This window comes from Cohnella panacarvi Gsoil 349 (assembly GCF_000515335.1).
GTDB lineage: Bacteria > Bacillota > Bacilli > Paenibacillales > Paenibacillaceae > Cohnella > Cohnella panacarvi.
Genome location: NZ_KI911563.1, coordinates 3,959,838 through 3,981,719, shown reverse-complemented (window position 1 = coordinate 3,981,719; position 21,882 = coordinate 3,959,838). Strand labels below are relative to the sequence as shown.

At 55.6% G+C, this 21,882-nt stretch carries 25 protein-coding genes and 1 pseudogene; 7 read left to right on the top strand and 19 right to left on the bottom strand.

Annotation, left to right across the window (positions count from 1 at the left end; all coding sequences use genetic code 11):
* Nucleotides 1-89: 89 nt before the first annotated feature.
* The 6 genes from leuB to ilvB form a co-directional block, all read right to left on the bottom strand.
* Nucleotides 90-1,169, bottom strand: coding sequence for a 3-isopropylmalate dehydrogenase (gene leuB / locus COHPA_RS0119145; RefSeq protein WP_027087758.1), 1,080 nt, complete (start codon nt 1,167-1,169; stop codon nt 90-92).
* A 576-nt stretch (nt 1,170-1,745) separates the two neighbouring features.
* Nucleotides 1,746-2,942 (bottom strand): aminotransferase-like domain-containing protein, encoded by a 1,197-nt coding sequence (locus COHPA_RS0119140; RefSeq protein WP_027087757.1) that lies wholly within the window; start codon nt 2,940-2,942, stop codon nt 1,746-1,748.
* Between the two features lie 22 nt (nt 2,943-2,964).
* On the bottom strand, nt 2,965-4,515 hold the full coding sequence (locus COHPA_RS0119135) for a 2-isopropylmalate synthase (RefSeq protein WP_027087756.1): 1,551 nt from the start codon (nt 4,513-4,515) through the stop codon (nt 2,965-2,967).
* A 112-nt stretch (nt 4,516-4,627) separates the two neighbouring features.
* Nucleotides 4,628-5,620 carry a ketol-acid reductoisomerase gene (ilvC, locus tag COHPA_RS0119130; RefSeq protein WP_027087755.1) on the bottom strand — a complete coding sequence of 331 codons (993 nt, stop codon included), beginning with the start codon at nt 5,618-5,620 and terminating at the stop codon, nt 4,628-4,630.
* Nucleotides 5,621-5,775: 155 nt separating this feature from the next.
* On the bottom strand, nt 5,776-6,261 hold the full coding sequence (ilvN, locus tag COHPA_RS0119125) for an acetolactate synthase small subunit (protein ID WP_027087754.1): 486 nt from the start codon (nt 6,259-6,261) through the stop codon (nt 5,776-5,778).
* On the bottom strand, nt 6,258-8,003 hold the full coding sequence (gene ilvB / locus COHPA_RS0119120) for a biosynthetic-type acetolactate synthase large subunit (RefSeq protein WP_027087753.1): 1,746 nt from the start codon (nt 8,001-8,003) through the stop codon (nt 6,258-6,260). Before ilvB ends, ilvN begins: the two co-directional genes overlap by 4 nt.
* A gap of 539 nt (nt 8,004-8,542) precedes the next feature.
* Between ilvB and COHPA_RS0119115 the strand changes: the two genes are divergently transcribed.
* The gene (locus tag COHPA_RS0119115; protein ID WP_027087752.1) at nt 8,543-9,016 is read left to right on the top strand and encodes a GNAT family N-acetyltransferase; all 474 of its coding nucleotides are present in this window, start codon (nt 8,543-8,545) and stop codon (nt 9,014-9,016) included.
* A gap of 72 nt (nt 9,017-9,088) precedes the next feature.
* Here COHPA_RS0119115 and COHPA_RS0119110 read toward each other — a convergent pair whose 3' ends face one another.
* From COHPA_RS0119110 to COHPA_RS26345, 6 genes and pseudogenes are all read right to left on the bottom strand, one after another.
* Entirely contained in the window at nt 9,089-9,379 is a 291-nt protein-coding gene (locus COHPA_RS0119110; RefSeq protein WP_027087751.1) for a hypothetical protein, read from the bottom strand.
* Between the two features lie 213 nt (nt 9,380-9,592).
* On the bottom strand, nt 9,593-9,952 hold the full coding sequence (gene rplT, locus COHPA_RS0119105) for a 50S ribosomal protein L20 (protein ID WP_027087750.1): 360 nt from the start codon (nt 9,950-9,952) through the stop codon (nt 9,593-9,595).
* Between the two features lie 32 nt (nt 9,953-9,984).
* Nucleotides 9,985-10,185, bottom strand: coding sequence for a 50S ribosomal protein L35 (rpmI, locus tag COHPA_RS0119100; RefSeq protein WP_027087749.1), 201 nt, complete (start codon nt 10,183-10,185; stop codon nt 9,985-9,987).
* A 15-nt stretch (nt 10,186-10,200) separates the two neighbouring features.
* Nucleotides 10,201-10,695 carry a translation initiation factor IF-3 gene (gene infC / locus COHPA_RS0119095; protein ID WP_035119665.1) on the bottom strand — a complete coding sequence of 165 codons (495 nt, stop codon included), beginning with the start codon at nt 10,693-10,695 and terminating at the stop codon, nt 10,201-10,203.
* A gap of 350 nt (nt 10,696-11,045) precedes the next feature.
* Complete coding sequence (locus tag COHPA_RS0119090) at nt 11,046-12,284, bottom strand: glycosyltransferase family 2 protein (protein ID WP_027087747.1); 1,239 nt, start codon at nt 12,282-12,284, stop codon at nt 11,046-11,048.
* A 319-nt stretch (nt 12,285-12,603) separates the two neighbouring features.
* Nucleotides 12,604-12,819: pseudogene (locus tag COHPA_RS26345) on the bottom strand (glycosyltransferase); the annotation flags it as partial.
* Nucleotides 12,820-13,004: 185 nt separating this feature from the next.
* On the opposite strand from COHPA_RS26345, the gene COHPA_RS0119085 reads away from it, so the two are divergent.
* Nucleotides 13,005-13,250, top strand: a complete 246-nt coding sequence (locus tag COHPA_RS0119085) for a phosphatase PAP2 family protein (protein ID WP_027087746.1) — start codon at nt 13,005-13,007, stop codon at nt 13,248-13,250.
* A 123-nt stretch (nt 13,251-13,373) separates the two neighbouring features.
* On the opposite strand, the gene trmB is transcribed toward COHPA_RS0119085, so the two are convergent.
* From trmB to COHPA_RS0119050, 7 genes are all read right to left on the bottom strand, one after another.
* Nucleotides 13,374-14,144 (bottom strand): tRNA (guanosine(46)-N7)-methyltransferase TrmB, encoded by a 771-nt coding sequence (trmB, locus tag COHPA_RS0119080; protein ID WP_035121409.1) that lies wholly within the window; start codon nt 14,142-14,144, stop codon nt 13,374-13,376.
* A gap of 33 nt (nt 14,145-14,177) precedes the next feature.
* Nucleotides 14,178-14,840: a phosphatase PAP2 family protein gene (locus tag COHPA_RS0119075; protein WP_027087744.1), complete on the bottom strand. Its 663-nt coding sequence runs from the start codon at nt 14,838-14,840 to the stop codon at nt 14,178-14,180.
* 71 nt (nt 14,841-14,911) lie between these two features.
* Nucleotides 14,912-15,595 carry a hypothetical protein gene (locus COHPA_RS0119070; protein WP_027087743.1) on the bottom strand — a complete coding sequence of 228 codons (684 nt, stop codon included), beginning with the start codon at nt 15,593-15,595 and terminating at the stop codon, nt 14,912-14,914.
* A complete protein-coding gene (locus tag COHPA_RS0119065; protein ID WP_027087742.1) occupies nt 15,592-16,488 on the bottom strand; it encodes an ABC transporter ATP-binding protein in 897 nt (298 codons plus the stop codon). The genes COHPA_RS0119070 and COHPA_RS0119065 overlap by 4 nt, the downstream gene beginning before the upstream one ends.
* Nucleotides 16,481-16,855, bottom strand: coding sequence for a GntR family transcriptional regulator (locus tag COHPA_RS0119060; RefSeq protein WP_035119662.1), 375 nt, complete (start codon nt 16,853-16,855; stop codon nt 16,481-16,483). The genes COHPA_RS0119065 and COHPA_RS0119060 overlap by 8 nt, the downstream gene beginning before the upstream one ends.
* 402 nt (nt 16,856-17,257) lie before the next feature.
* Nucleotides 17,258-17,662, bottom strand: coding sequence for a VOC family protein (locus COHPA_RS0119055; RefSeq protein ID WP_027087740.1), 405 nt, complete (start codon nt 17,660-17,662; stop codon nt 17,258-17,260).
* A 132-nt stretch (nt 17,663-17,794) separates the two neighbouring features.
* On the bottom strand, nt 17,795-17,983 hold the full coding sequence (locus COHPA_RS0119050) for a hypothetical protein (protein WP_027087739.1): 189 nt from the start codon (nt 17,981-17,983) through the stop codon (nt 17,795-17,797).
* A 378-nt stretch (nt 17,984-18,361) separates the two neighbouring features.
* Here COHPA_RS0119050 and mnmL point away from each other — a divergent pair, with 378 nt between their 5' ends.
* The 5 genes from mnmL (at nt 18,362) to COHPA_RS0119025 (ending at nt 21,880) form a co-directional block, all read left to right on the top strand.
* Nucleotides 18,362-19,354, top strand: a complete 993-nt coding sequence (mnmL, locus tag COHPA_RS0119045) for a tRNA modification radical SAM protein MnmL/YtqA (protein WP_027087738.1) — start codon at nt 18,362-18,364, stop codon at nt 19,352-19,354.
* Nucleotides 19,351-19,938, top strand: a complete 588-nt coding sequence (gene mnmM / locus COHPA_RS0119040; RefSeq protein ID WP_027087737.1) for a tRNA 5-(aminomethyl)-2-thiouridylate-methyltransferase MnmM — start codon at nt 19,351-19,353, stop codon at nt 19,936-19,938. The genes mnmL and mnmM overlap by 4 nt, the downstream gene beginning before the upstream one ends.
* 12 nt (nt 19,939-19,950) lie before the next feature.
* The gene (locus COHPA_RS0119035) at nt 19,951-20,349 is read left to right on the top strand and encodes a VOC family protein (protein ID WP_027087736.1); all 399 of its coding nucleotides are present in this window, start codon (nt 19,951-19,953) and stop codon (nt 20,347-20,349) included.
* Nucleotides 20,350-20,352: 3 nt separating this feature from the next.
* Complete coding sequence (locus COHPA_RS0119030; protein WP_027087735.1) at nt 20,353-21,324, top strand: type I phosphomannose isomerase catalytic subunit; 972 nt, start codon at nt 20,353-20,355, stop codon at nt 21,322-21,324.
* Nucleotides 21,325-21,400: 76 nt separating this feature from the next.
* Nucleotides 21,401-21,880 (top strand): hypothetical protein, encoded by a 480-nt coding sequence (locus tag COHPA_RS0119025; RefSeq protein ID WP_027087734.1) that lies wholly within the window; start codon nt 21,401-21,403, stop codon nt 21,878-21,880.
* The last annotated feature ends 2 nt before the right edge of the window (nt 21,881-21,882 follow it).

Sequence of the window (21,882 nt, the reverse complement as noted above, 5' to 3'; positions counted from 1 at the left end):
CGAACACTTTTTAGATCGTACCACTGCGGACATGCCCAGTCAAGATAGTAATTGTTCCTTGTTAATAATCACTATAAATTAGTGACGAATTAGCGAACCATCGCTTGGACGATCAAGTCGCCCATTGCCGTCGTGCCGATCGCTTTGCTCTTATCGACGGCGATATCGCCCGTGCGGTGACCCGCGTCAAGCACTTGCTTAACCGCGCGCTCGATCACGTCGGCCGCCTCTTCGAAACCGAGCGTCAGACGGAACATGAGCGCAACGGACAGGATCGTGGCGATCGGGTTGGCGATGCCTTGGCCGGCGATGTCGGGAGCGGAACCGTGCACCGGCTCGTACAGGCCGAAGCTGCCTTCGCCCATCGACGCGGAGGATAGCATGCCGATCGAACCGGTCAGCATAGCCGCTTCGTCGCTCAAGATGTCGCCGAACATGTTCTCGGTCACGATAACGTCGAAGCTGGACGGACGGCGAAGCAATTGCATCGCGCAGTTGTCGACGAGCACGTGCTCGACTTCAACATCCGGATATTCCGGAGCGATGCGGTTAACCGTCTCGCGCCAAAGGCGGGACGTCTCGAGCACGTTCGCTTTGTCGACGGAAGCGAGCTGCTTGCGGCGCTTCTGCGCGACTTCGAACGCTTGGCGGACGATGCGCTCGATCTCGCTTACGTTATAGACGCAAGTGTCGACCGCTTCTTGTCCGTTCGCTCCGTCGCGACGGAACTTCTCGCCGAAGTAGATGCCGCCGGTCAGCTCGCGCACGACGATCAGATCGGTGCCTTCAAGCACTTCGGGCTTCAGCGTGGAGGCGTCCTTCAAGCAGTCGAACACGACGGCCGGACGAAGGTTGGAGAACAGGCCGAGCGCTTTGCGAATGCCGAGCAAGCCGGTTTCCGGACGAAGCTCCTTCGGATTGTTGTCCCACTTCGGTCCGCCTACGGCGCCGAGCAATACTGCGTCGGCTTTGCGGCAAATTTCGAGCGTGTCATCCGGCAGCGGCGTGCCTCTCTCGTCGATGGCGATGCCGCCGAACAAGCCGTGTTCGAACTCGAATTTGTATCCGAACATTTCTTCCGTGCGTTTCATGACTTTAATCGCTTCGGCGACAACCTCCGGGCCGATACCGTCCCCGGCGATGACCGCGATTTTTTTCACTTGTGCCATTATTATCCACTCCAATTGTAGGTTTGGTCGATCGATGAGACTATTTATCAATTGTAGTACATTCCGTTCAAGAGGCAAAATAGATAATAACTATGGTTTCTATAGGAATAGACTATTATGGAATTCGATTATAGTCCCGATTATTACCTGCATCTCTGCAGGTATTCAGTAGATAATGGAATTTCGGAGTAAGTAATTGTACCTGGTGCAGTTGACGGTGACGCATATGAGGGGCCGAGTGCAAATTTATCCGTTTGATGTGTAGTTGCCTGCATGGAGTACAGTCGGTCCTGCGGGTTCGTTTCTGCCTTAGCCCGTAGCCTGCACGAAGTACAGTTAGTTTGGCAATAAACGAGGATTTCGGGAGATTTAGCGGTCTTGAGATGTATTCCGTGCAGATATTCAGTAGAAAAATGGACTTTCGGAGTAAGTAACTGTACTTGGTGCAGTTGACGGTGACGCAGATAGGGGGGAGTGTTTGCAACAGTTAAACGGCAATCCATTGACTTAATAGAAGAAAAACGGGACAGAACGACTCTATCCCGTCTCTTCTTCGTTAATAAGGTAATGACCAACTCACCGCACCAATACACTACTCACCGCTTGAGACAGCCGCTGCATACCTCTTACGGTTGCGTCCGCGTCGTTATGCGTGAAGTTCAGGCGCATGTTGTTCGTCTTCGACTCTTCGGCATAGAACGTCACGCCGGGAACGAACGCGACGCCGAGATCGACGGCCGTCTTGAGCAGTTCGGACGTATTGACCGGCTCCGGCACTTCGAGCCAGAAGAACATGCCGCCCTTCGGCTCGTTCCACGTCACGCCCGGCCAAGCGGCCTCCTGGAGCAGATCGGCCATCTGGCGCATCCGCTTCTCGTACTCCTTGCGCACGAATTCGATATGGCCGGCCAAGTCGTAATGCTCCATCAGTTGATGAAGCGTCTGCTGGTCGAGGGAGCTCGAATGCAGATCCGCCGCCTGCTTGGCGCGGGCCATATGGCGAATGATTTCCGGATCGCCCATGACCCATCCCGTGCGAAGCGCCGGAGCGACCGTCTTGGAGAACGTGCTCGTGTACACGACGCACGAACCGTTCGGATGCCGGTCCAGCGAGAACAGCGACGGGTAAGCGACCGACGCGTCGCCGAACTTAAGCTCGCCGTACGGATCGTCTTCGAGAATGAGCGCATCGGATTCCCGGCACAGCTTCAGCACGCCTAGACGGCGCTCCAGACTCCAAGCGTTGCCCGTCGGATTCGAGAACGTCGGGATGACGTATACGAGCTTCGGTTTGTGCTGTTTGAGCTTGAGCGCGAGATCGTCCAAGTCCATGCCGTCTTTGTCCGTCTTGACCGACACGAGCTTCGCGCCGTAAGAACGGAATACTTGCAGCGCGGACAAGTACGTCGGGCTTTCGACGAGAATGACGTCGCCCGGGTCGATGTAAATCCGCGTGAGCAAGTCGATCGCCTGTTGGGAACCGGTCGTGATGAGCATGTCGTCGGGCGTCACCGTGACGCCTTTCTTCGTCATCCACTTGCAGATCGACTCGCGAAGCGGCAAGTAGCCTTCCGTCAAGCCGTACTGCAGCGCCTTGTTCCCCGCCGCCAGCACGCGGTTGAACGCTTCGCCGATCGCGGCCACCGGAAAATGCTCCTCCGCAGGCAAACCGCCCGCGAAGGAAATAATCGACGCCTTCTGCGTAAGCTTCAGTATTTCGCGAACCGCCGAGGAGGAGAACGTGCTTAATCTAGCGGAAAATTGATAATTCATCGATGCTTCCCCATTTCGATTCTTAGATCAACGTGACGTTGTCGCGGCGGCTGCGGGTCGGCGCGTTGCGCTTGTCGATGAGCCGGTTCAAGGCATCGACGTACGCGCGGGCGCTTGCTTCGAGAATATCGGTGCTGACGCCGCGTCCGTGAGCGGACGAGTCGCCTTGCTTAAGCACGACGTGCACTTCGCCGAGCGCGTCCGTGCCGTCCGTTACGGACTTGAGCGTGTAGTCGTCCAGTTCCACGGCTTCGCCGGTAAGCGCGTCGATCGCTTGGTAGATCGCGTCGACCGAGCCGTTGCCCTCCGAACGCTTCTCCACCGATCCGTTTGCTGTTTTGAGTTTCACTGTAGCCGAAGGGGTCGCATGGCTGTCGAAGGACACGATCAGCTGCTGCAGAGAGTACACTTCCGGCGTCTCGATGATTTTCTCCTCGAGCAAGGCGCGGATGTCTTCGTCGCTGACGTTCTTCTTGCGGTCCGCCAAGTCCTTGAATTTGCCGAAAGCCGCATTAAGCTGCTCTTCGGACAAGTTGTCGTACCCGAGGTCGACCAGCTTCTCGCGGAACGCGTGGCGGCCGGAATGTTTGCCCAGCACGAGCTTGCTGTCCTTGAGACCGATCGTGTCCGGAGAGATGATCTCGTACGTCGTCTTCTCTTTAAGCATGCCGTCCTGATGGATTCCCGATTCATGCGCGAACGCGTTAGCGCCGACGATCGCTTTATTGCCCGGTACGACCATGCCCGTCAGCTTGCTGACGAGACGGCTCGTTCTGGCGATCTCCTTCAATTGAAGCGTCGTCTTCGCTTGGAAGAACTCCGATCTCGTCTCGAGAGCCAGCGCCACTTCCTCGATCGCGGTGTTGCCGGCGCGTTCGCCGATGCCGTTGATCGTACCTTCGATCTGGTCGGCGCCGTTCAGAATCGCCGCGAGCGCGTTCGCCGTCGCCATACCCAGATCGTCGTGACAGTGCGCGGACAGCTGGATCTTCTCGATGCCCGGCACTTTCTCTTTCAGCGTCTTGAAAATATTGCCGTATTCGTACGGCGTCAAATAACCGACCGTATCCGGAATGTTCACGACGGTCGCTCCCGCCTTGATCGCCATCTCGGTCACTTCGACCAGGAAGTCCAGCTCCGTGCGGCCGGCGTCTTCGGGAGAAAACTCGACCTTATCGAAGTATTGCTTCGCGTACCGAATCATCCGGTCCGCCGTCTCCAGCACTTGCTCCTTCTCCATGCGCAGCTTGTGCTTGCGATGGATCGGGGAAGTCGCGAGGAACAAGTGGATACCCGGATCTTTGGCAGCTTTCACCGCTTCGCGAACGGCATCGATGTCTTGCTCGCGCGAACGGGCAAGCCCGATGACCGTCGCGTTCTTAACGGCGCGCGCTACCGCGTCGACAGCCGCCAAGTCGCCCGGCGAAGCTGCCGGGAAGCCCGCTTCGATCCGATCGACGCCGAGTCTCTCCAATTGCAGCGCGATTTCGACCTTCTCCTGCGTGTTCAGGTTAACGCCCGGCGATTGCTCGCCGTCTCTCAACGTCGTGTCAAAAATGTATATTTTCCGCATGGCTGAGTGTTCCTGCACCTCCTGCTGATCTATCTTCGTTAATCCGATTATAACATGAAAGCCGCCGCCCTCAAGGACGGCGACGGCTTGCGTGTCTACTATTCGATTCGAATTACTTCTTGATCCAGTGCATCAAGCCGCGAAGCTGCGCGCCTACGACTTCGATCGGATGCTCGGCTTCGTTGCGGCGGGTAGCCGTAAGGAACGCGCGTCCGGATTGGTTCTCGAGGATGAAGTCGCGAGCGAATTTGCCTTGTTGGATGTCGGAAAGCACGGCTTTCATCGCTTTCTTCGTCTCGTCCGTTACGACGCGAGGACCGGTAACGTAGTCGCCGTACTCGGCCGTGTTGGAGATCGAATTGCGCATGGAAGCGAGTCCGCCTTCGTACATCATGTCGACGATCAGCTTCAGCTCGTGCAAGCACTCGAAGTAAGCCATTTCCGGAGCATAGCCGGCTTCGACGAGCGTCTCGAAGCCCGCTTTAACGAGGGCGGTAGCGCCGCCGCAAAGTACGGCTTGTTCGCCGAACAGGTCGGTTTCGGTTTCTTCGCGGAACGAAGTTTCGATAACGCCCGCGCGCGTACAGCCGATGCCTTTCGCATAAGCCATGCCGATCTCGAACGCTTTGCCCGTACCGTTCTGGTGGATCGCGATCAATCCTGGAACGCCGAAGCCTTCCGTATAAGTACGGCGAACCATGTGGCCAGGGGATTTAGGAGCGACGAGAAGAACGTCCGCGTCCGCCGGAGCAACGATTTGACCGAAGTGGATGTTGAAGCCGTGGGAGAACATGAGCGCAGCGCCTTTTTTGAGGTTCGGCTCGATCTCGTTCTTATACACGCTGGCTTGCGTTTCGTCAGGCATCAGAATTTGAACGACGTCCGCTTTGCGAGTCGCGTCTGCAACGGACAAAACTTCGAAGCCGTCGTTGCGAGCCGCGTCGGCGGATTTGCCGTTGCGAAGGCCGATGATGACGTTAAGGCCGCTGTCGCGCAGGTTTTGCGCTTGCGCGTGCCCTTGGCTGCCGTAACCGATAATTGCGATTGTTTTGCCTTTCAGTACGCCGAGGTCTGCATCTTTTTCGTGAAACAACTTGACTGCCATTGGATTGTGTTCCTCCTTCGGATATGTGAATCGATGTATTACCTTACCCCTCGAAGCGGGCGTTCCAAGAGAGAGCGTGCCTGGCGTTCGCGCCGGGCCGGCTATCCCCTCGAACCCCCGCTCCAAGCGGGGCCTTCATCCCATTGCGAACGACTTTAGCGGCTGCCGCGCGCCATTGCCGTAACCCCGGTGCGGGACAGCTCCCGGATGCCGTACGGTTTAAGAAGCTCGATCATGGCGTCGATTTTCTCCGTATCCCCGACGACTTGAACGATTAACGTGCTTGGGCCGATGTCGACGACCGCCGCGCGGAACGTCTCGACGATGCCGAGAATTTCCGGGCGGGCCGACGGCTCGGCGCCGATCTTGATCAAGCCGAGCTCGCGTCCGACCATCGGATTCGAGCTGACGTCCGTCACTTTGATGACGTCGATAAGCTTGTACAACTGCTTTTGGATTTGTTCCAGCGTATGGTCATCGCCGGTAGTAACGATGACCATACGGGACAATCCGGGTTCTTCGGACGCGCCGACTGTAATGCTCTCAATGTTGAAGCCGCGGCGTCCGAACAGGCCGGAAACCCGTTGCAGCACGCCTGGCTGATCGTTCACGAGAATGGCGATCGTATGTTTGTTCTTCATTCGGAATCCCCCATCAGCATATGGTCGATCGTGCTGCCCTGCGTGACCATCGGGTAGACGTTCTCTTCCTTGCGCACGACGAATTCGACGAGCGCCGGACCGTTATGCTTGAGCGCTTCTTCCCAGACGCGACGCGCCTCTTCCTTGTTCGTCGCGCGGAAGGATTTAACGCCGTAGGCTTCTCCCAGCTTGACGAAATCCGGGCTGCCCGCAAGATCGATATGGCTCTCCCGATTCTCGTGAATCAGCTCCTGCCACTGGCGAACCATGCCTAGCACTTGGTTGTTGATAATGGCGACTTTGACCGGAATGTTGTTGATCGCGCAGATCGCCAGTTCTTGGGCGCACATTTGCATGCCGCCGTCGCCGTTGATCGATACGACCGTACGATCCGGATTGCCCATCTGAGCGCCGATCGCGGACGGGAAGCCGAAGCCCATCGTCCCGAGTCCGCCCGACGTTACCCAAGAGCGCGGTTTATTGAACGGATAATATTGAGCCGCCCACATTTGATGCTGACCGACGTCCGTCGTTACGATCGCGTCGCCTTTCGTCGTCTCGTGAATCATCGAGATGACCCACTGCGGCTTCAACTCCACGTCGGAATCCTTATACTTGAACGGGTAGCTTGCCTTCCAAGCCGCGATCTGAGCGCGCCACGCATCCGCCAAGTTCGCACGCTTCGCTAGCTCGTTCGCCGTCTTCAGCACCGATTTGGCATCTCCTACGATCGGGATGTCAGTCGGTACGTTCTTGCCGATCTCCGCCGGATCGATATCGATATGAACGATCTTCGCCTTCGGCGCGAAGCCTTTCAGCTTGCCCGTCACGCGGTCGTCGAAGCGAGCGCCGATATTAATCAAGAGGTCTGCGTTCTGGATCGCGTTATTCGCGGTATAGGTCCCGTGCATGCCCGGGAATCCCATGTGAAGCTCGTGTCCCGTCGGGAATGCGCCCAGGCCGAGCAGCGTCGTCGTTACCGGAATTTGCGTCTTCGTCACGAACTCGTGCAGTTCCTCGTGCGCTCCCGAATAGATGACGCCGCCGCCGACGAGCATGATCGGACGTTCTGCCTTCTCGATCGCCTTGATCAATTTGTCGACTTGATTGCGGTTCGGTTGCACCGTCGGATTGTAGCCGCGCAGTTGAAGTTCGCCAACCGGCTTGAAGAGCGTCTTCGCCGCCGATACGTCCTTCGGAATGTCGATCAACACCGGACCTTTACGACCCGTATTCGCAATATGGAACGCTTCGTGGATGACGCGCGGCAGCTCTTCTACGTCGCGAACCATGTAGCTGTGCTTCGTGATCGGCATCGTGATGCCGACGATATCCGCTTCCTGGAACGCGTCCGTACCGATCAAGGTCGAGAAGACGTTGCCCGTAATGACGACGAGAGGAACGGAATCCATGTAAGCCGTCGCGATCCCCGTGACGAGGTTCGTCGCTCCCGGTCCGGACGTTGCGATACATACGCCGACTTTGCCGGTGGAACGCGCGTAGCCGTCCGCCGCATGGATTGCGCCTTGTTCATGGCGAGTCAGCAAATGCTGGAAATCCGAGAAGCCGTGCATGGCGTCATAGATGTACAGAACCGCGCCGCCCGGATACCCGAAGACGCATTCCGCGCCCTCCAACAACAAGCTGCGAAGAAGCATTTCCGACCCGGAGATGACTTCCGACTTGCTCCATTTCGCGATTAATTCTTCTTTGGATTTCAGCGTAGCACTTTGTGCGCTCATCCATAATTCCTCCCTTCAAAGTGCGATCAGTTATAGTGCCTGATCACGATAAAAAAGCCTTTCCGTCCCGCAGCCATATTCATGGCTATCTTGGGACGAAAGGCTTGTCGCTTCCGTGGTACCACCCGAGTTTGCCGTACGCCTCGCGGCGACGACCTTCGAAAGTATGGCGGGGCGTGCGCACGCGGCGACGTTACCATACTTGGCGCAATAACGAGCGCTACTCCGGTTCACCCTACTGCGCCAGCGGCGGTTCAGGCGAACAGCTCCGAGGAGACTTCGCATTCAGGGATTAAGGTATCGGTCTCAGCAGTTCCGATACTCTCTGAGCATAAGAGCCCTAACGCTTTTTCCTCTTCACGGCTGTTAATTGTTCAGTGAATTAAAATTAATTATATGCTTCCGACAAGCTTTCGTCAATACGCAAGTTCGCGAAATCGCCAAGTCGCCGTTACCGCCTTGGCGACCCCTACATACGTTATACCACGGGCTGGTTACGTTCCCTAATAGCATGTCTCGCGCACGAGGAGGCGATGCGGATGATCCGTTGGAAACAGCAAGGGGATACCCGGGGAATCGTGGAGTTGGTACGCAAGCAGCTTGTACCGTTGTCGCCCTGGCAGCATCCGAGGGATGGGAAGCTCCGGTTCGAAGTGGTGCGCCGTCTGCGCAGAGGTCCGACGTTCGTAGCCTCACGTTCGCGGCAAAGCCTCCCGCACGGCTTCGTCCACATTGAAATTCGAGGCGCGGCGCTCTTCGTCGATTTGCTCGCCGTGGACGGAAGACATCAGAACCGCCGGTGGGGGACGGAGCTGATGAACCGAGCGGAATCGTACGGACGCCATAAAGGCTGCACCGTTGCCTATTTGTTCGTCGATGAAGGCAACGCTCGCGGAATTCGATTCTATAAACGTCTCGGCTACCAATCGCTGGCGTATGTAGATGCGCTCAAGGCTTATCACATGCACAAATCGCTCGTTAGCCTAAACGATGCTTTCGGGAATGCGTTCTGAAATACGTTGGGTGCATTCAAAAAGCGTACTCGCCCCGGGAAGTTCCCGTATGGCAAGTACGCTTTATTCAGGTTACCACCATCCGCCGAAGCCGCCGCCGTATGGGCCAAACCCGCCGTATCCCCCGAATCCCCCGAATCCCCCGAATCCGGCGAACGGAATCGTGCCGATCGCCAGCAAGTCGAACAAGACGAGTGGAATGATCGCCTTCGTGCGAACCGTTTTGCCTTTCGGCGCTTCGAGCAGGAGCCTGTTGCCCGAAATGCGGACCAGCTTGCCCGAGACGACCGAACCGTCCTTCCGAACGGCATAGATGTTCTGACCGACCAACTTCTGCGCTTGCGCGCGAGTGACTCGCGACATCTTTGAAACCCTCCTCCCTTGTTGCGGACGAGGACGCGGACTGCCGTGAGCAGCCGTCCCCCCGTTACTTTATAGGGTATGGGGAGGGAACAAGCTTGGCTTGTACAGGTGTACCTCATGGATATGCCTTAATCGTATGTCTCCCAAAGCAAAAACCGCGCCTCTTGTCCCGTTCGGGACGAAGAAGACGCGGTTTGAAGAGTCCATACGCGATTAAGCGTTGATTTTGGATTTCGCGGCGCCGGCAAGCGAGTTGAACGCGTTGATGTCGTTCACTGCGAGGTCGGCGAGCATTTTGCGGTTCACTTCGATGCCGGCGAGCTTGAGGCCGTGCATCAATTTGCTGTAGGAAAGGCCGTTCTGACGAGCAGCCGCGTTAATACGCACGATCCACAATTTGCGGAAGTTGCGCTTCGTCTGACGACGGTCGCGGTATGCGTACATCAGGGACTTCATTACCTGTTCTTTGGCTTTCTTGAACAGGCGGTGCTTGGCGCCCCAATAACCTTTAGCCAGTTTCAACATTCTATTGCGACGGCGGCGCGTGACGAATCCGCCTTTGACTCTTGCCATGATTCATTACCTCCCGGAAGTCTAATTAACGTTTATTTCAGGTTTGCGAGTTGTTGTTGCAAGCGGCGCACGTCGCCTTGAGCCATCAGAGGCTGGTTGGACAATACGCGTTTTTGGCGTCCCGATTTGTGGGACAGCAAGTGGTTTTTGTAAGCTTTATGGCGCTTGACTTTACCCGTACCGGTAATTTTGAAGCGATCCTTCAAGCTGCTGTGCGTTTTCATCTTAGGCATGGATTGTTCCTCCTGTCAGTGGCTTTTCGGAGCCAAAATCATAATCATGCTGCGGCCTTCCAACTTAGGTTGGCGTTCGACGACGCAAAGATCGTTCACTTCGTTCGCAACGCGCTCCAAGATCTTCTGTCCGAGCTTGGCATGCGTAATTTCACGGCCGCGGAAACGCACGGAGCATTTAACCTTGTCGCCGTCATTCAAGAACTTCACGACATTGCGGAATTTCGTCTGGTAATCGTGCTCCTCGATGTTCGCACGGAACCATACTTCTTTCAGGTCGACGATCTTCTGATTCTTCCGGGCTTCTTTTTCCTTCTTCTGCTGCTCGTAACGGAACTTGCCGTAGTCCATGATGCGGCATACAGGCGGCTTTGCCTGCGGCGCTACGTTGACCAGGTCAAGATTCGCGTCGATTGCCATTTGCATCGCTTCGCGGAATGGTTTGATTCCGATTTGCTCGCCCTCTGGGCCGACCAGCCTGACTTCCTTCGCCCGGATTTCCTCGTTGATTTGATGATCCTTGCTAATCGTGTTCCACCTCCACAGTGAAAGTGCATCCTTGAGTTACTTGATTTCGCCTCGCTTGAATGCAAAAAAAATACGAGTCGCATCGACCCGCATCCTAGTCCTACGTATACGGGACGCGGAAACGTATGCTCCGGCAATCTCCGTCTTCGTGGCTACGCATACCCGTCAGCCGTGGCCGATCAGGTGAGAAGCGGGCGCTTCTGCTTGTGCGTGCTGAATATAACCAAACAAATCAGACACTCGAATACTATAGCACGGCGCAGACGCGATGTCAACGCCGGTTTCAGACAGCTTCCCTCGGCGCATGTCCGAGGGAAGCTTCCTGCCCGGCTTTACATTTGTTTGCCTTGCACCTCTTCGAGGCGAATAACGCGCGTATGCTTCGTGTGGCTCCACGTCTTGTTGTTCTGCGTGAAGAACGCGTAGAACGCGATCGGCCACCAGGACAGGAAGAAGACCGGGAACGATATCAACCTGAGGTACATGCGCCAGTTCACTCTCTCCATCAACATCGCGATCGGACATTGCAGGTAACCGTACAGCACGATCGTGAGCGACAAGCCCAGAGGCATCTTCGAGTAGATCGACGTCAAATTCGGCTCGCCCGGCAGCATGACGTCGAACCAGAGCGTCAACGTGAGCAGGAAACCGATCAAATAGACGAATGCATTAAAGACATACAGCGCGGCGTCGATCTTGACGATGCTCCGTTCTTTAATGCCTTGCCACAGCAGCGGCATCATATACCTGCGGCAGACGTCGAAGTGGCCTTGCATCCAGCGCAGCCGTTGGCGCGCGGAAGCGCGGAACGTGATCGGCTTCTCGTCGTATACGCGCGCGTCGTAGTTGAATTTCGGATAGATGTTGCGTTGAATGCAGCGTACCGTGAACTCCAGGTCTTCGACCAGGCTCGTCGCGCCCCAGCCCATATCCTTAAGCAGCTTAGTCTCGAAGCACATTCCGGTGCCGCCAAGGAAGTTCGACAGCTTCAGATTCAAGCGAGGCAGCTGCCACAACCGGTTACAGAACCAGTACGTGATGCCGTTCGCCGCGCTGATCCAAGAATCGTGCGGGTTTTTCGTATCGAGATAGCCTTGAACGACTTTATAGCCGTTGCACAGGTCTTCGTTCATGTAGTGCAGGAAGTCCGTCGCGACCAGATTGTCGGCGTCGAACATGACGATCGCGTCGTATGGCTTCGGATGCTTCCATAGCTCCTTGAGCATCCATTCGATCGCGAAGCCTTTGCCGCGTTGATTCGGATTCGTACGCTCGCAGGCGTATACGCCAGGGTAGCCTCGCACGATGTTCGCCGTTCCGTCGGTGCAATTGTCGCAGATGACGAAAATATCGAACAACTCGCGCGGATAATCCATCTTGAGCAAGTTCTCGATCAGCGCTCCGACGACGGCCTCCTCGTTATGGGCGGCTACGAGCAGCGCGAACGATTTGGTCGGCTTGTGCGTAATCCGCTCCTTCCTGCGGTACCAACCGAAGAACGAAAGAGCGATTTGGTATACGCCGATTGCGGCGGCCAATGCTTGCACGACCATTAGAAAGCTGTTGAACATATTCAGTTGTGACCCCCTAAACCCCTATTTTTCTTTGTCCCTTTTTATCTCTCTGTTTGTTTTCTGTGAATTGTCTTTTCTGTACAGTCTCCGTAAGGGCCCGAAGATACATCCTTGATTTTCTTTCCTTTACTGCCTTTTGTCAAAAGCGCTATACACCCGATTTCGCTCCCGATAACCAAGAAACAGGGTTCTTGGAGATAAAGAGCCCCCGAAGATACCCATTGGCGGAAGAATGCTCCGCTTTGCATCGAATAGCAATCGTTTTGTTGCCGAGGACCTAGCGTTTCGCGAATTTCCGACTTTAAGCCGAGCAAACTTACTTGACGACCGGTCTGGCGTAAGCCGCGGCCAGTCTCGCCCGGACGGACGGCTCCTTGTACAGGCTAGGGACATAGATCGTCCGGCAAGGACGATGAAACCAATGCAAATATCTGTATAGCAGTTTACCCAACCATTGGAGGTTGTAATACGGCAAATATCGAGCGAAATGCGTATGATGCGACGCGACGAGCGGAATTCCGTGCTTAAGCGCAAGCGCGCGCCCCGCTCATAAACGGCTTCCTCTCCTTTTGCCTTCCCTATTGACCTCCATTGTAAGAACCGGACGTTAACGGAGTATCAAGAGGCTCGTTAATACTCGCATGACAATCGAGATTTACAATGAAGAAGCGATAGGACTACAGCGTCTAGATACTCTAGCGCCAAAGGAGAGGAACAATGCGCCGAATCTATCATCTGCTGCAGCAAGCCGAACGACCGCTGTTCCTGCACGTCAATATTCGTTGGCATCGCTCGGCGTTGAACGGGCTGTTCCTCGCCCTCTCGATCATCGGAGGCGCCGTCTTCAGCCTGACGTTCTCCCTGCTGTCCCGCATCTACTTCGGATTGCATTATCCGAGCGACACGTTAGCCGGAGCGATGCTTGGAAGCTCGACGGCCATGCTGGTTGGTTTGTGGATTTGATGCGAGATGAGATGGGGACGGAAAATTAGTCGGGTCGGACGACTAACTCCGAGCAGGTATCTGACAGGTTGCGGAAATAGCAAAGGCGACCGCCACAATGGGCGATCGCCTTTATATCCTGGCTTATTCGTCGTCCTCGGCGGACTCTCTCGCTTTCGCGGCTTCATGGCGCCGCGCTTGCTGCGCGAGATCGGCCGCGACCTGCCGGCGGTGCTCCGCGACGACACGTTCTCCGATCACTGCCTCCAAGCGGTAAATCGGCATGCCCTGGCTCGAGAACTTCGTCTCGTATTCCGTCATGACGAGATCCTCGCGAAGACCGTTCCGATGAAGATCGAGCGAGATGTTCCTCATCTGAAGCAGCGACGCGGAGAAGCTGTTCAAGGAAAATTCGAACAAGCTAAGCGAATCGGTCTTGAAATGGATTTCGCCCTTCTCGTTCAGCGCTTGCTTATATTTGTCGAGGAATCTCGGGTGCGTCAGCCTGCGTCGCGCATGCTTCGCTTTCGGCCACGGATCGCTGAAGTTCAAGTAAATGCGTTCCAATTCGCCGGTCTCGAACATAAGCTCCAGCTCTTCGACGTTCCCGCGGATCAGCGCCAAGTTAGGCACTTCCTCGGTACCCTTTTGCGCCCGCCACAACGATCTGGCTTTCTCGCAGCCTCGTCTGAGCAGTTCATCGTATATGTCCATGCCCAGAAAATTAACGTTCGGGTTGTTGAATGCCTGGCGGCTTATAAACTGCCCCTTGCCCATGCCAAGCTCGATGTAGATCGGATTGTCGTTCCCGAAAAATTCGCTCCATCGTCCTTTGAGCTTATTCGGTTCCAGTACGACCAAATCCGGTTGTTGCTCCAAGCTCTCGCGGATATTTTTTCTCCCGCGCAAACGCATTGCCATTGCCTGATTTCCTCCCGAAGTCGAATCCTAACCTTTGCGTCGGACCGTTCGCTCGAACACTTCGATCGAAAGCCCGATCCACGCCCCGCTCAGCAAATAACCGCCGATGACGTCGCTTGGGTAATGTACGCCCAAGTAAATGCGGCTGATGCCGATGAATAAAGTCAACGCCAACCCGATTACGATCATAAGCGCTCTTCCCCACGCGCTCGGCACATGCCGCCACAGCAAGTAAACCAGAATGCCGTACACCGTGAAGGCCGACATGCTGTGCCCGCTCGGGAAGCTATAGCCTACCTCCTCGATCAGCCGATGAAGGGTCGGGCGCTCGCGCTCGAATATGCTCTTAATCAGCCTATTCAATAACGGAGCAAGCCCCACGACGAGGACGAACAGCACCAGTTCCATTCGATGTTTCAACAATACGGCCAGCACCACGATTGCGACCAAAGCGATAATGATAGCGACATTCGTAGATCCAAGCCAAGTGAACGTCTCCATCAGGTCCGTTAGACCGGGAGATTCCCAGCCTTGAACGATCCGGATAAGATTGTCATCGATATAGCCCGCTTTACCCGCAAGCACGATGACGCATACGTAAATGAACATGGCGGCCGATAAGACTGCCCAAGTTGAAGCGCGCCGCCAATGCGAACGTTCGATCATTCCCGTCTTCGCTCCCGTCTCCATTGTTACCCCTATATCAAATCAAAGTGTAGCATGAATGTACGGGAAAGTGTAGCGAACCCGGGAACGGCAACTTAGACTGCCGCTTTTCTCAAAAGCAGATGCGAAGCGAAACCGAAGATAACGGTTAACGGGAATAAATACGTCGATAATTCGGCAGCGGTAGGCGGATTGTCTCTCAGCCAACGTCCGATGGCGTCCCATCCGTCGTTCGTGCTCACGAGGAAGATGACGACGGACAAGATCAACGATATGCCGATGAAAAAGGCGAACATGCCGTTCTTCCCGAATTTACGATGAATGCTCGAAATGAGAAAACCTCCGACCAGCATGTTCAGCATGATTCCGAAATGTACCCACCATTGCGCCAATAGATTGCCTTCGCTCAAATATCCGAGATGAAAGAAGTTCAGATCCACGCCCCAGCCGGTTTCCTTCTCGATCGCGCCCAGCAGCATGAGCACGATGGCGGAGTATGCGCTGAACCCTGCCATCGTCGCGAGCGTGCCGATCACGTAATCTTTGCGCCTCATCGTAAAACCGACCGCGAAAGGGTACGTCTGTACCAAGCTGACAATGCCTCCAACAAGCATATAGATGTAGATCGATGCCAAGCCTCCCGTCGTGATCGTCTCTTCGGCGTAAGCCGCGATACCCAGATTGACGACGAAACTGCTCCCGAGAATCACCCACGGCAAAATAAACCAGCCCAACCGGTCTTTCATATGCATGTGGACGACGCTCCGTATTCTATTCATAGGGATACCGCCTCCTTATTCTTGTGATTGCTTTTCGTCAAGTGGACGACAAGCTGTTGCAACGATACCGGAGCGATCTCCAGCCCGAGTTCCTCCGCTTGCCTCCGATCCTCGGCGTCCAGCCGACCCATGAACGTAACGGACGCCAGCCCCCCCATCGATTCGCGATGGATGATCGTCCGGCCCATTGCGAACGCCTCGGCTTTCGCCGCCGCGCCGACGACCGTGGACGCTTGCCCGCGGAGCTCTTCCGCGTCTTCGTTCAAGATCACCTCGCCGCTATTGATAACGATGACGTGCTCCAGCAGCTTGCTGACTTCATCGATCAGGTGCGTGGATAGCACGATCGTGCGCGGATTCTCCGCATAATCATCGAGCAGACGGTCATAGAACAAACCGCGCGCGACCGCGTCTAGTCCAAGATAAGGTTCGTCGAAAATCGTAACCGGCGCCCGGCTCGCCAGTCCGACGATAATGCCGACGGCGGACAGCATGCCTCTGGACAGCTTCTTAACCCTGCGCTTCAGCGGCAACCGGAAGTCCTCGATCAGGGCAAAGGCGAACTCGCGATCCCAATTCGGGAAAAAGGTAGACGAGACGTCCAGCACGTCGATGACGCGGTAATTATCCGGATACTTTTGGCTTTCCTTAATAAAGCAGAGCTGCGTTAATACCCGGTTGTTCTCGTAAGGATTCTCGCCGAACACTTTCAGTTCCCCGCTCGTCGGGAACGCCTGCGCCGTTATCATATGCATAATGGTCGTTTTACCGGCGCCGTTACGTCCGAGCAGTCCGTATATTTTATTCGCTTCGAGCATGAAGCTGACGTTGTTGACGGCGATCTGATCCTTGTACTTCTTCGTTAGTCCGTTAATTTCGACGACCTTATTCATGGCGACTCTCCCCTCTGCGGATCATATCCGTCAGTTGATCTACCGTAATGCCGAGTTTCTTCGCTTCGCTAATCATCGTTACGACGTACTGTTCGAAAAAATGCTCCTTGCGTTGCTCCATGAGCCGAGCTTTCGCACCCGTTGCCACGAACATGCCGATCCCTCTCCTCTTGTAAAGAATGCCTAGATCCACGAGCAGATTTACGCCTTTCGCCGCCGTTGCCGGATTAATCTGATAGAAGGCCGCGAATTGATTCGTCGACGGCACTTGCGACTCCTCGGGCATCGCGCCGTCAATAATGTCGTTCTCGATGCGTTCGGCGATTTGTACGAAGATCGGGCGGCTGTCGTCCATTTGTAAACTCATTGTCCCACCACCACGTTAGTCGGTTAGTTACTCATGTAACTAACTATATAACCAATGAAGCAAAAAGTCAACACGAATAAAAGAGGCTGTCCCCAAGGCCGATTCGACCGAGGGACAACCTCTACGTGTACGGATCCATATCAATTAGGCCAACGCTGCGTCAACGCTTGATACGAACTGCATGAATGGCAGGTATTCCAATCGTGGGATACGCCTTGGCCTGTAAACGGTACGAAATGCAGTCGGTTGGGTAGAAAATGAAAGTTCTGACGGTTTCGGCGAGTGTGAGGTGTATTCAATGCATTTATTCAGTAGAAAAATGACGATATTGCGATAACGAACTGTACTCCATGCAGTTGAGGCAGTAGTCGGCAGTTAAGTTCCATTAGTTACCCCTGATCTTCAAATCGCGTCCCTGTTCATGTGGCTGATTGCCCAAATATGCCCGTCCAGGTCCTGGAAAGCCCATTGATACATGAATCCGTAATCCTCCGGTTCGCCTAGCGATTTTCCGCCCAGGGAGACCGCCTTGTTAACCGTCTCATCCACTTTGTCCCGGCTCTCGAACGCCAACGCGATCGTCATCTGAGCATATTGATCGGTGTCGACGGGTTCCTTTTTCGTAATCAACTTAAAATAATCATCCGCGAGCAGCATGGCAAGCATGTTGTCGCCGATCACGAAGCGCGCCGCCTTCTCCTTATCCGCGAAGTCGAACTCAAATCCGATTTCGGCGAAAAACGCCATCGATTGTTCTACATTTTCTACATGCAAGTTTACGCAAGCGGTCGTGGACTTCAAGGCCATCTCGATCACCTCGTCTTTTTCGTTGAATCGTTATTTGTCCTTCGCCTATATAGACGAAACCCGACTCCGATATTCATCGGTGCCTTGTAAAATAAAAAGCCGGAATCCCGTATGCGGGACCCGGCTTCGATACTAGTTCACATGGTGATGGTCATCGATTTCGTAATGATCTTCGAGCGCTTCCTGCAGCTTCTTCTTCGCCGACACTTCGATCATCGGGTTGCCGTGGAATTTGATTCCCGACAGGGCCATGACTTCCTTCAACGTCAGCTCTACCTTCAGGGTATCGTCCCCGTGTGGAATGCGTACGACCGTACTCATTCTGATCACCTCTCCAATTCGTAAATAGATCGTTCTGCCCAGTCTGCTCTCAGGTGTAGAATTGGTATGAAATCGGCTGCGAAAAATGTTGCTAATGTTAGGTTTTTTCGTTGATTCGGCGCAATTTCAATATAACACATCATGTTAGGTTTTTCAAGAAGGAAAGCGTTCACATTCGCCCTTTTTTCCATGTTGATTCGGGATCGTAACGTCGTTAACCGATCGTTGTAATGGAACGGATCGAATGTCGGGTTCCGGGGGGGACGATGCGCTCGTGTGAAGCTCTCTCGCAATTTCTCCTTATTTTCGCTACAATTAATACCGACCAACGGCTGAATCCGATACGGACAACGCCGGACGGATAAGGACGGATGCAACATGGCAACCCATCGGATCGACACTCGATCGCCGCTGCTCTGGGGAGACAAGCGGTTTCATACATGGAATTACGAAATGCGCGAGGCGTTCGGCGCCAAGGTGTTCAAAGTCATGCTCGACGCCGGATTCACTTGCCCGAACCGGGACGGTACGATCGCTGCGGGCGGCTGTACGTTCTGCTCTACGCGCGGCTCCGGAGACTTCGCGGGCAGCAGGCGCGACGACCTGGTCACGCAGTTCAATAACATACGCGACCGCCAGCACCTGAAATGGCCGGAGGCGAAGTACATCGGCTACTTTCAAGCCTATACGAACACCTACGCGCCGGTGGAGACGCTTCGCGAATATTACGAAGTCATCCTGGAGCAGCCCGGCGTCGTCGGCTTGTCCATCGCGACCCGCCCGGATTGCCTGCCCGACGATGTCGTCGATTACTTGGCCGAGCTCAATGAACGGACCTATCTATGGATCGAGATGGGCTTGCAGACCGTTCATGAATCGACCTCCGAGCTGATCAACCGGGCCCATGATACGGAATGCTTCCGCGACGCGGTGCGCCGGCTTAGAGAACGGGGCATTCGGGTATGCGCGCATATCATTCACGGTTTGCCGGGCGAGACGCGCGAGATGATGCTCGAGACGGTGCAAGCGGTGGCGGGCATGGACGTGCAAGGGATCAAAATCCACCTGCTCCATCTGATGCGCAAAACGCCGATGGTACGCCAATGGAACGCGGGCCTGCTGCGGTTCCTCGAGCAGGACGAGTACGTAAAGCTCGTCGTCGACTCGCTGGAGATGCTGCCTCCGGACATGATCGTTCACCGGTTGACGGGCGACGCGCCTAGAGATTTGCTTATCGGGCCGATGTGGAGCTTGCGCAAATGGGAAGTGCTCAACGCGATTGACGCCGAGCTCGTCCGCAGAAACAGCTGGCAAGGAAAATTATGGGGCGCCCGCTCCTCCGAACCGGTCGTAGCGGGCGATACCGTATGAGCGCAGGTTTCCTCTCCGTCTTAAGCCAAGCTCAGCGTTACGTTACGGAACGGGTACAGGGCGGCGAACCCGTGATCGACGCGACGACGGGGAACGGCGTTGACACGCTGTTCCTCGCGAAGCTGTCGGGACCTCGAGGCGCCGTATTCGCCTTCGACGTCCAAGCCGCCGCTCTAGAGAGGACGCGCGCGCGGCTGGCGAACGCGGCCTCGGCCGGCGAACGACTGGCGCGGGTCGAGTTGCTGCTGGCCGGGCACGAAGAGATGAATACCCTCGTCCCTTCCGAGTATCACGGCCGAATCGCTGCGATCATGTTTAACCTCGGTTACTTGCCCGGAGCGGATCGGCGGCTTACGACGAAAACCGATACGACCTTGATCGCGCTAGTGTCCGCACTAATGCTGCTGCGCGGCGGCGGCTTGCTGACGATCGTCGTCTATCCGGGCCACGAGGGCGGCGACGCGGAAGCCTCTGCGGTCGAACAATGGGCGTCGACGATCCCGCCAATGATCGCCCAGTGCGTCGTCTATCGTTTTCCGCAGAAGAATGCTTCGCCTTATTTGATCGCCATCGTTAAGAAATAGGAGGAATCTACTATGGCTGTCCGCAAAATCGAGCACGTCGGCATTATGGTAAGCTCATTGGAACGTTCGATCGAATTTTACGAGAAAGTCGTCGGCCTGACTTACTTGGAGACCATGCTGCATACGAACGGCGTCATTCGGCTCGCGTTCCTTGCTTTCCCCGGGTCGCGCGATACCGAAGTCGAGCTGATCGAAGGCTATACCGGCAGTCTGACCCGCGAAGGCCGCGTCCATCACGTCGCGTTCAACGTCGACGATCTCGACGGGGAGTTCGCTCGCATTCGTTCGCTTAACGTTGACGGATTGGACGAGCGCATCACGACGCTGCCGAACGAAAGCCGTTACTTTTTCTTTAACGGACCGGACGGAGAAGCGTTGGAGTTTTTCGAATCTACCCGAGGGGGCCGCTAGCTCATGTCTGATCTTCAGCCTTATCCGCTTCATTTTAAACCGGAATTCAAAGAGAGAGTTTGGGGAGGCCGCGCGCTCGAGCGCTTCGGATTCGAAGTGCCTCAAGGCGCCATCGGGGAAGGCTGGATGATCGCCGATCATCCGAACGGCGTCTCGCACGTCGCGAACGGGGCGCTGGCCGGCAAAGGCTTGGACGAGATTCGCGAGCTCGCGGGGGCGGCGTGGTTCGGCGCGAAGGGCGCGACCGGCAACGGACGGTTTCCGCTGCTTATCAAGCTGCTCGATTGCAACGACGATCTATCGGTACAAGTGCACCCGAACGATCATTACGACCGCCTGCCGGAAGGCGAGCTGGGCAAAACCGAAATGTGGTACGTGCTTGATGCTAAGCCGGGCGCGACCATCATATACGGTCTTACGCCGGGAGTCGACCGTGCCAAGCTGGCCGCGGCAATCGACGAAGGCCGCATCGCGGACTGCTTGCAGGAAGTATCCGTTAAAGCAGGCGACGCGTTCTATATTCCCGCAGGCACCGTCCATGCCTTGTGCGCGGGCGTAGTCGTGGCGGAAATCCAACAAAATTCGGATACGACTTACCGCTTGCACGATTACAATCGCCCGGGCTTAGACGGCCGAATGCGCGAGCTTCACATCGAAGATTCGCTTAACGTCATCGCCTACGACGGCGCGGGCGCGTCCCGCATGTCGACCGACGCGGCTAAACCCGGAGAATGGCTGACGCTTGCCTCCTCTCCGTACTTCGTCACCGACAAAGGCATCGTAGCGGGCGAATGGTCGCAAACCACGCACGGCGACAGCTTCGTCATCGTGATCGTGTGCGAGGGCTCGGGCAGCATCGACTGGGCCAACGGCGTCGTCGACGCGAGAGCCGGGGACTGTTTCCTGATCCCCGCTAACCTTGGACGGTATTCCCTGAACGGCAATATGACCGTTCTGCGCAGCGTCCTTCCTTAAAGGAAATCGACCGTGTCTGTCGAATAATGCAATCAAGATCAAACTATGACATCGGTTGTCGAAAGGGCGGATTGCTATGCGTCAAAGATTGTTGATGGCCGGATGCGGCGCTGCCGTGTGGGCAGTGTCTACCTTGTTCTTCCTGTTGCTGGGCGATTGGATATTGCCTGGCGAGGGCGAAAAGCTCGGATCTTCGCTGTTCCTATTGTTGTTGCTTACGTTCTTGCTTCTTATCGGAGCAGCCTTCGTCATTCGGCTGAGAGTGTTCCGCGAGAAGGGCTCGGCGACTCAATTCGGATACGTCGCTACCGTCATCGGTCTTTTCTTGAATTCGATTACGATCGCGAACCGGGATTCGGTCTTTCCGAAATTCGATTCGTTCCAGCATCAGTCGTTCACCGTATGGATGACCGCGGCTTTCGCCTTGACGCTCGTCGTCCCCGCGGTCGTGGACCGATTGATCAAAGAGACGGCGCAACCTGCCGCGCAACAGGCGAATGCAGACCCGTTGCTCGCAGAGTCGCATGATGAAGCAACGCCGAACGAAACGGAATAGGC

What these genes read in the sequence shown, in the direction of transcription:
- COHPA_RS0119070 (WP_027087743.1), bottom strand. Translation starts at nt 15,595, where the DNA reads ATGAATAGAATACGGAGCGTCGTCCACATGCATATGAAAGACCGGTTG.
- COHPA_RS0119085 (WP_027087746.1), top strand. Translation starts at nt 13,005, where the DNA reads ATGCGCCGAATCTATCATCTGCTGCAGCAAGCCGAACGACCGCTGTTC.
- COHPA_RS0119055 (WP_027087740.1), bottom strand. Translation starts at nt 17,662, where the DNA reads ATGGCCTTGAAGTCCACGACCGCTTGCGTAAACTTGCATGTAGAAAAT.
- COHPA_RS0119030 (WP_027087735.1), top strand. Translation starts at nt 20,353, where the DNA reads ATGTCTGATCTTCAGCCTTATCCGCTTCATTTTAAACCGGAATTCAAA.
- COHPA_RS0119035 (WP_027087736.1), top strand. Translation starts at nt 19,951, where the DNA reads ATGGCTGTCCGCAAAATCGAGCACGTCGGCATTATGGTAAGCTCATTG.
- COHPA_RS0119115 (WP_027087752.1), top strand. Translation starts at nt 8,543, where the DNA reads ATGATCCGTTGGAAACAGCAAGGGGATACCCGGGGAATCGTGGAGTTG.
- rpmI (WP_027087749.1), bottom strand. Translation starts at nt 10,185, where the DNA reads ATGCCTAAGATGAAAACGCACAGCAGCTTGAAGGATCGCTTCAAAATT.
- mnmM (WP_027087737.1), top strand. Translation starts at nt 19,351, where the DNA reads ATGAGCGCAGGTTTCCTCTCCGTCTTAAGCCAAGCTCAGCGTTACGTT.
- COHPA_RS0119060 (WP_035119662.1), bottom strand. Translation starts at nt 16,855, where the DNA reads ATGAGTTTACAAATGGACGACAGCCGCCCGATCTTCGTACAAATCGCC.
- rplT (WP_027087750.1), bottom strand. Translation starts at nt 9,952, where the DNA reads ATGGCAAGAGTCAAAGGCGGATTCGTCACGCGCCGCCGTCGCAATAGA.
- COHPA_RS0119140 (WP_027087757.1), bottom strand. Translation starts at nt 2,942, where the DNA reads ATGAATTATCAATTTTCCGCTAGATTAAGCACGTTCTCCTCCTCGGCG.
- COHPA_RS0119065 (WP_027087742.1), bottom strand. Translation starts at nt 16,488, where the DNA reads ATGAATAAGGTCGTCGAAATTAACGGACTAACGAAGAAGTACAAGGAT.
- COHPA_RS0119050 (WP_027087739.1), bottom strand. Translation starts at nt 17,983, where the DNA reads ATGAGTACGGTCGTACGCATTCCACACGGGGACGATACCCTGAAGGTA.
- leuB (WP_027087758.1), bottom strand. Translation starts at nt 1,169, where the DNA reads ATGGCACAAGTGAAAAAAATCGCGGTCATCGCCGGGGACGGTATCGGC.
- COHPA_RS0119135 (WP_027087756.1), bottom strand. Translation starts at nt 4,515, where the DNA reads ATGCGGAAAATATACATTTTTGACACGACGTTGAGAGACGGCGAGCAA.
- mnmL (WP_027087738.1), top strand. Translation starts at nt 18,362, where the DNA reads ATGGCAACCCATCGGATCGACACTCGATCGCCGCTGCTCTGGGGAGAC.
- ilvN (WP_027087754.1), bottom strand. Translation starts at nt 6,261, where the DNA reads ATGAAGAACAAACATACGATCGCCATTCTCGTGAACGATCAGCCAGGC.
- COHPA_RS0119110 (WP_027087751.1), bottom strand. Translation starts at nt 9,379, where the DNA reads ATGTCGCGAGTCACTCGCGCGCAAGCGCAGAAGTTGGTCGGTCAGAAC.
- ilvC (WP_027087755.1), bottom strand. Translation starts at nt 5,620, where the DNA reads ATGGCAGTCAAGTTGTTTCACGAAAAAGATGCAGACCTCGGCGTACTG.
- trmB (WP_035121409.1), bottom strand. Translation starts at nt 14,144, where the DNA reads ATGCGTTTGCGCGGGAGAAAAAATATCCGCGAGAGCTTGGAGCAACAA.
- COHPA_RS0119075 (WP_027087744.1), bottom strand. Translation starts at nt 14,840, where the DNA reads ATGGAGACGGGAGCGAAGACGGGAATGATCGAACGTTCGCATTGGCGG.
- COHPA_RS0119025 (WP_027087734.1), top strand. Translation starts at nt 21,401, where the DNA reads ATGCGTCAAAGATTGTTGATGGCCGGATGCGGCGCTGCCGTGTGGGCA.
- COHPA_RS0119090 (WP_027087747.1), bottom strand. Translation starts at nt 12,284, where the DNA reads ATGTTCAACAGCTTTCTAATGGTCGTGCAAGCATTGGCCGCCGCAATC.
- ilvB (WP_027087753.1), bottom strand. Translation starts at nt 8,003, where the DNA reads ATGAGCGCACAAAGTGCTACGCTGAAATCCAAAGAAGAATTAATCGCG.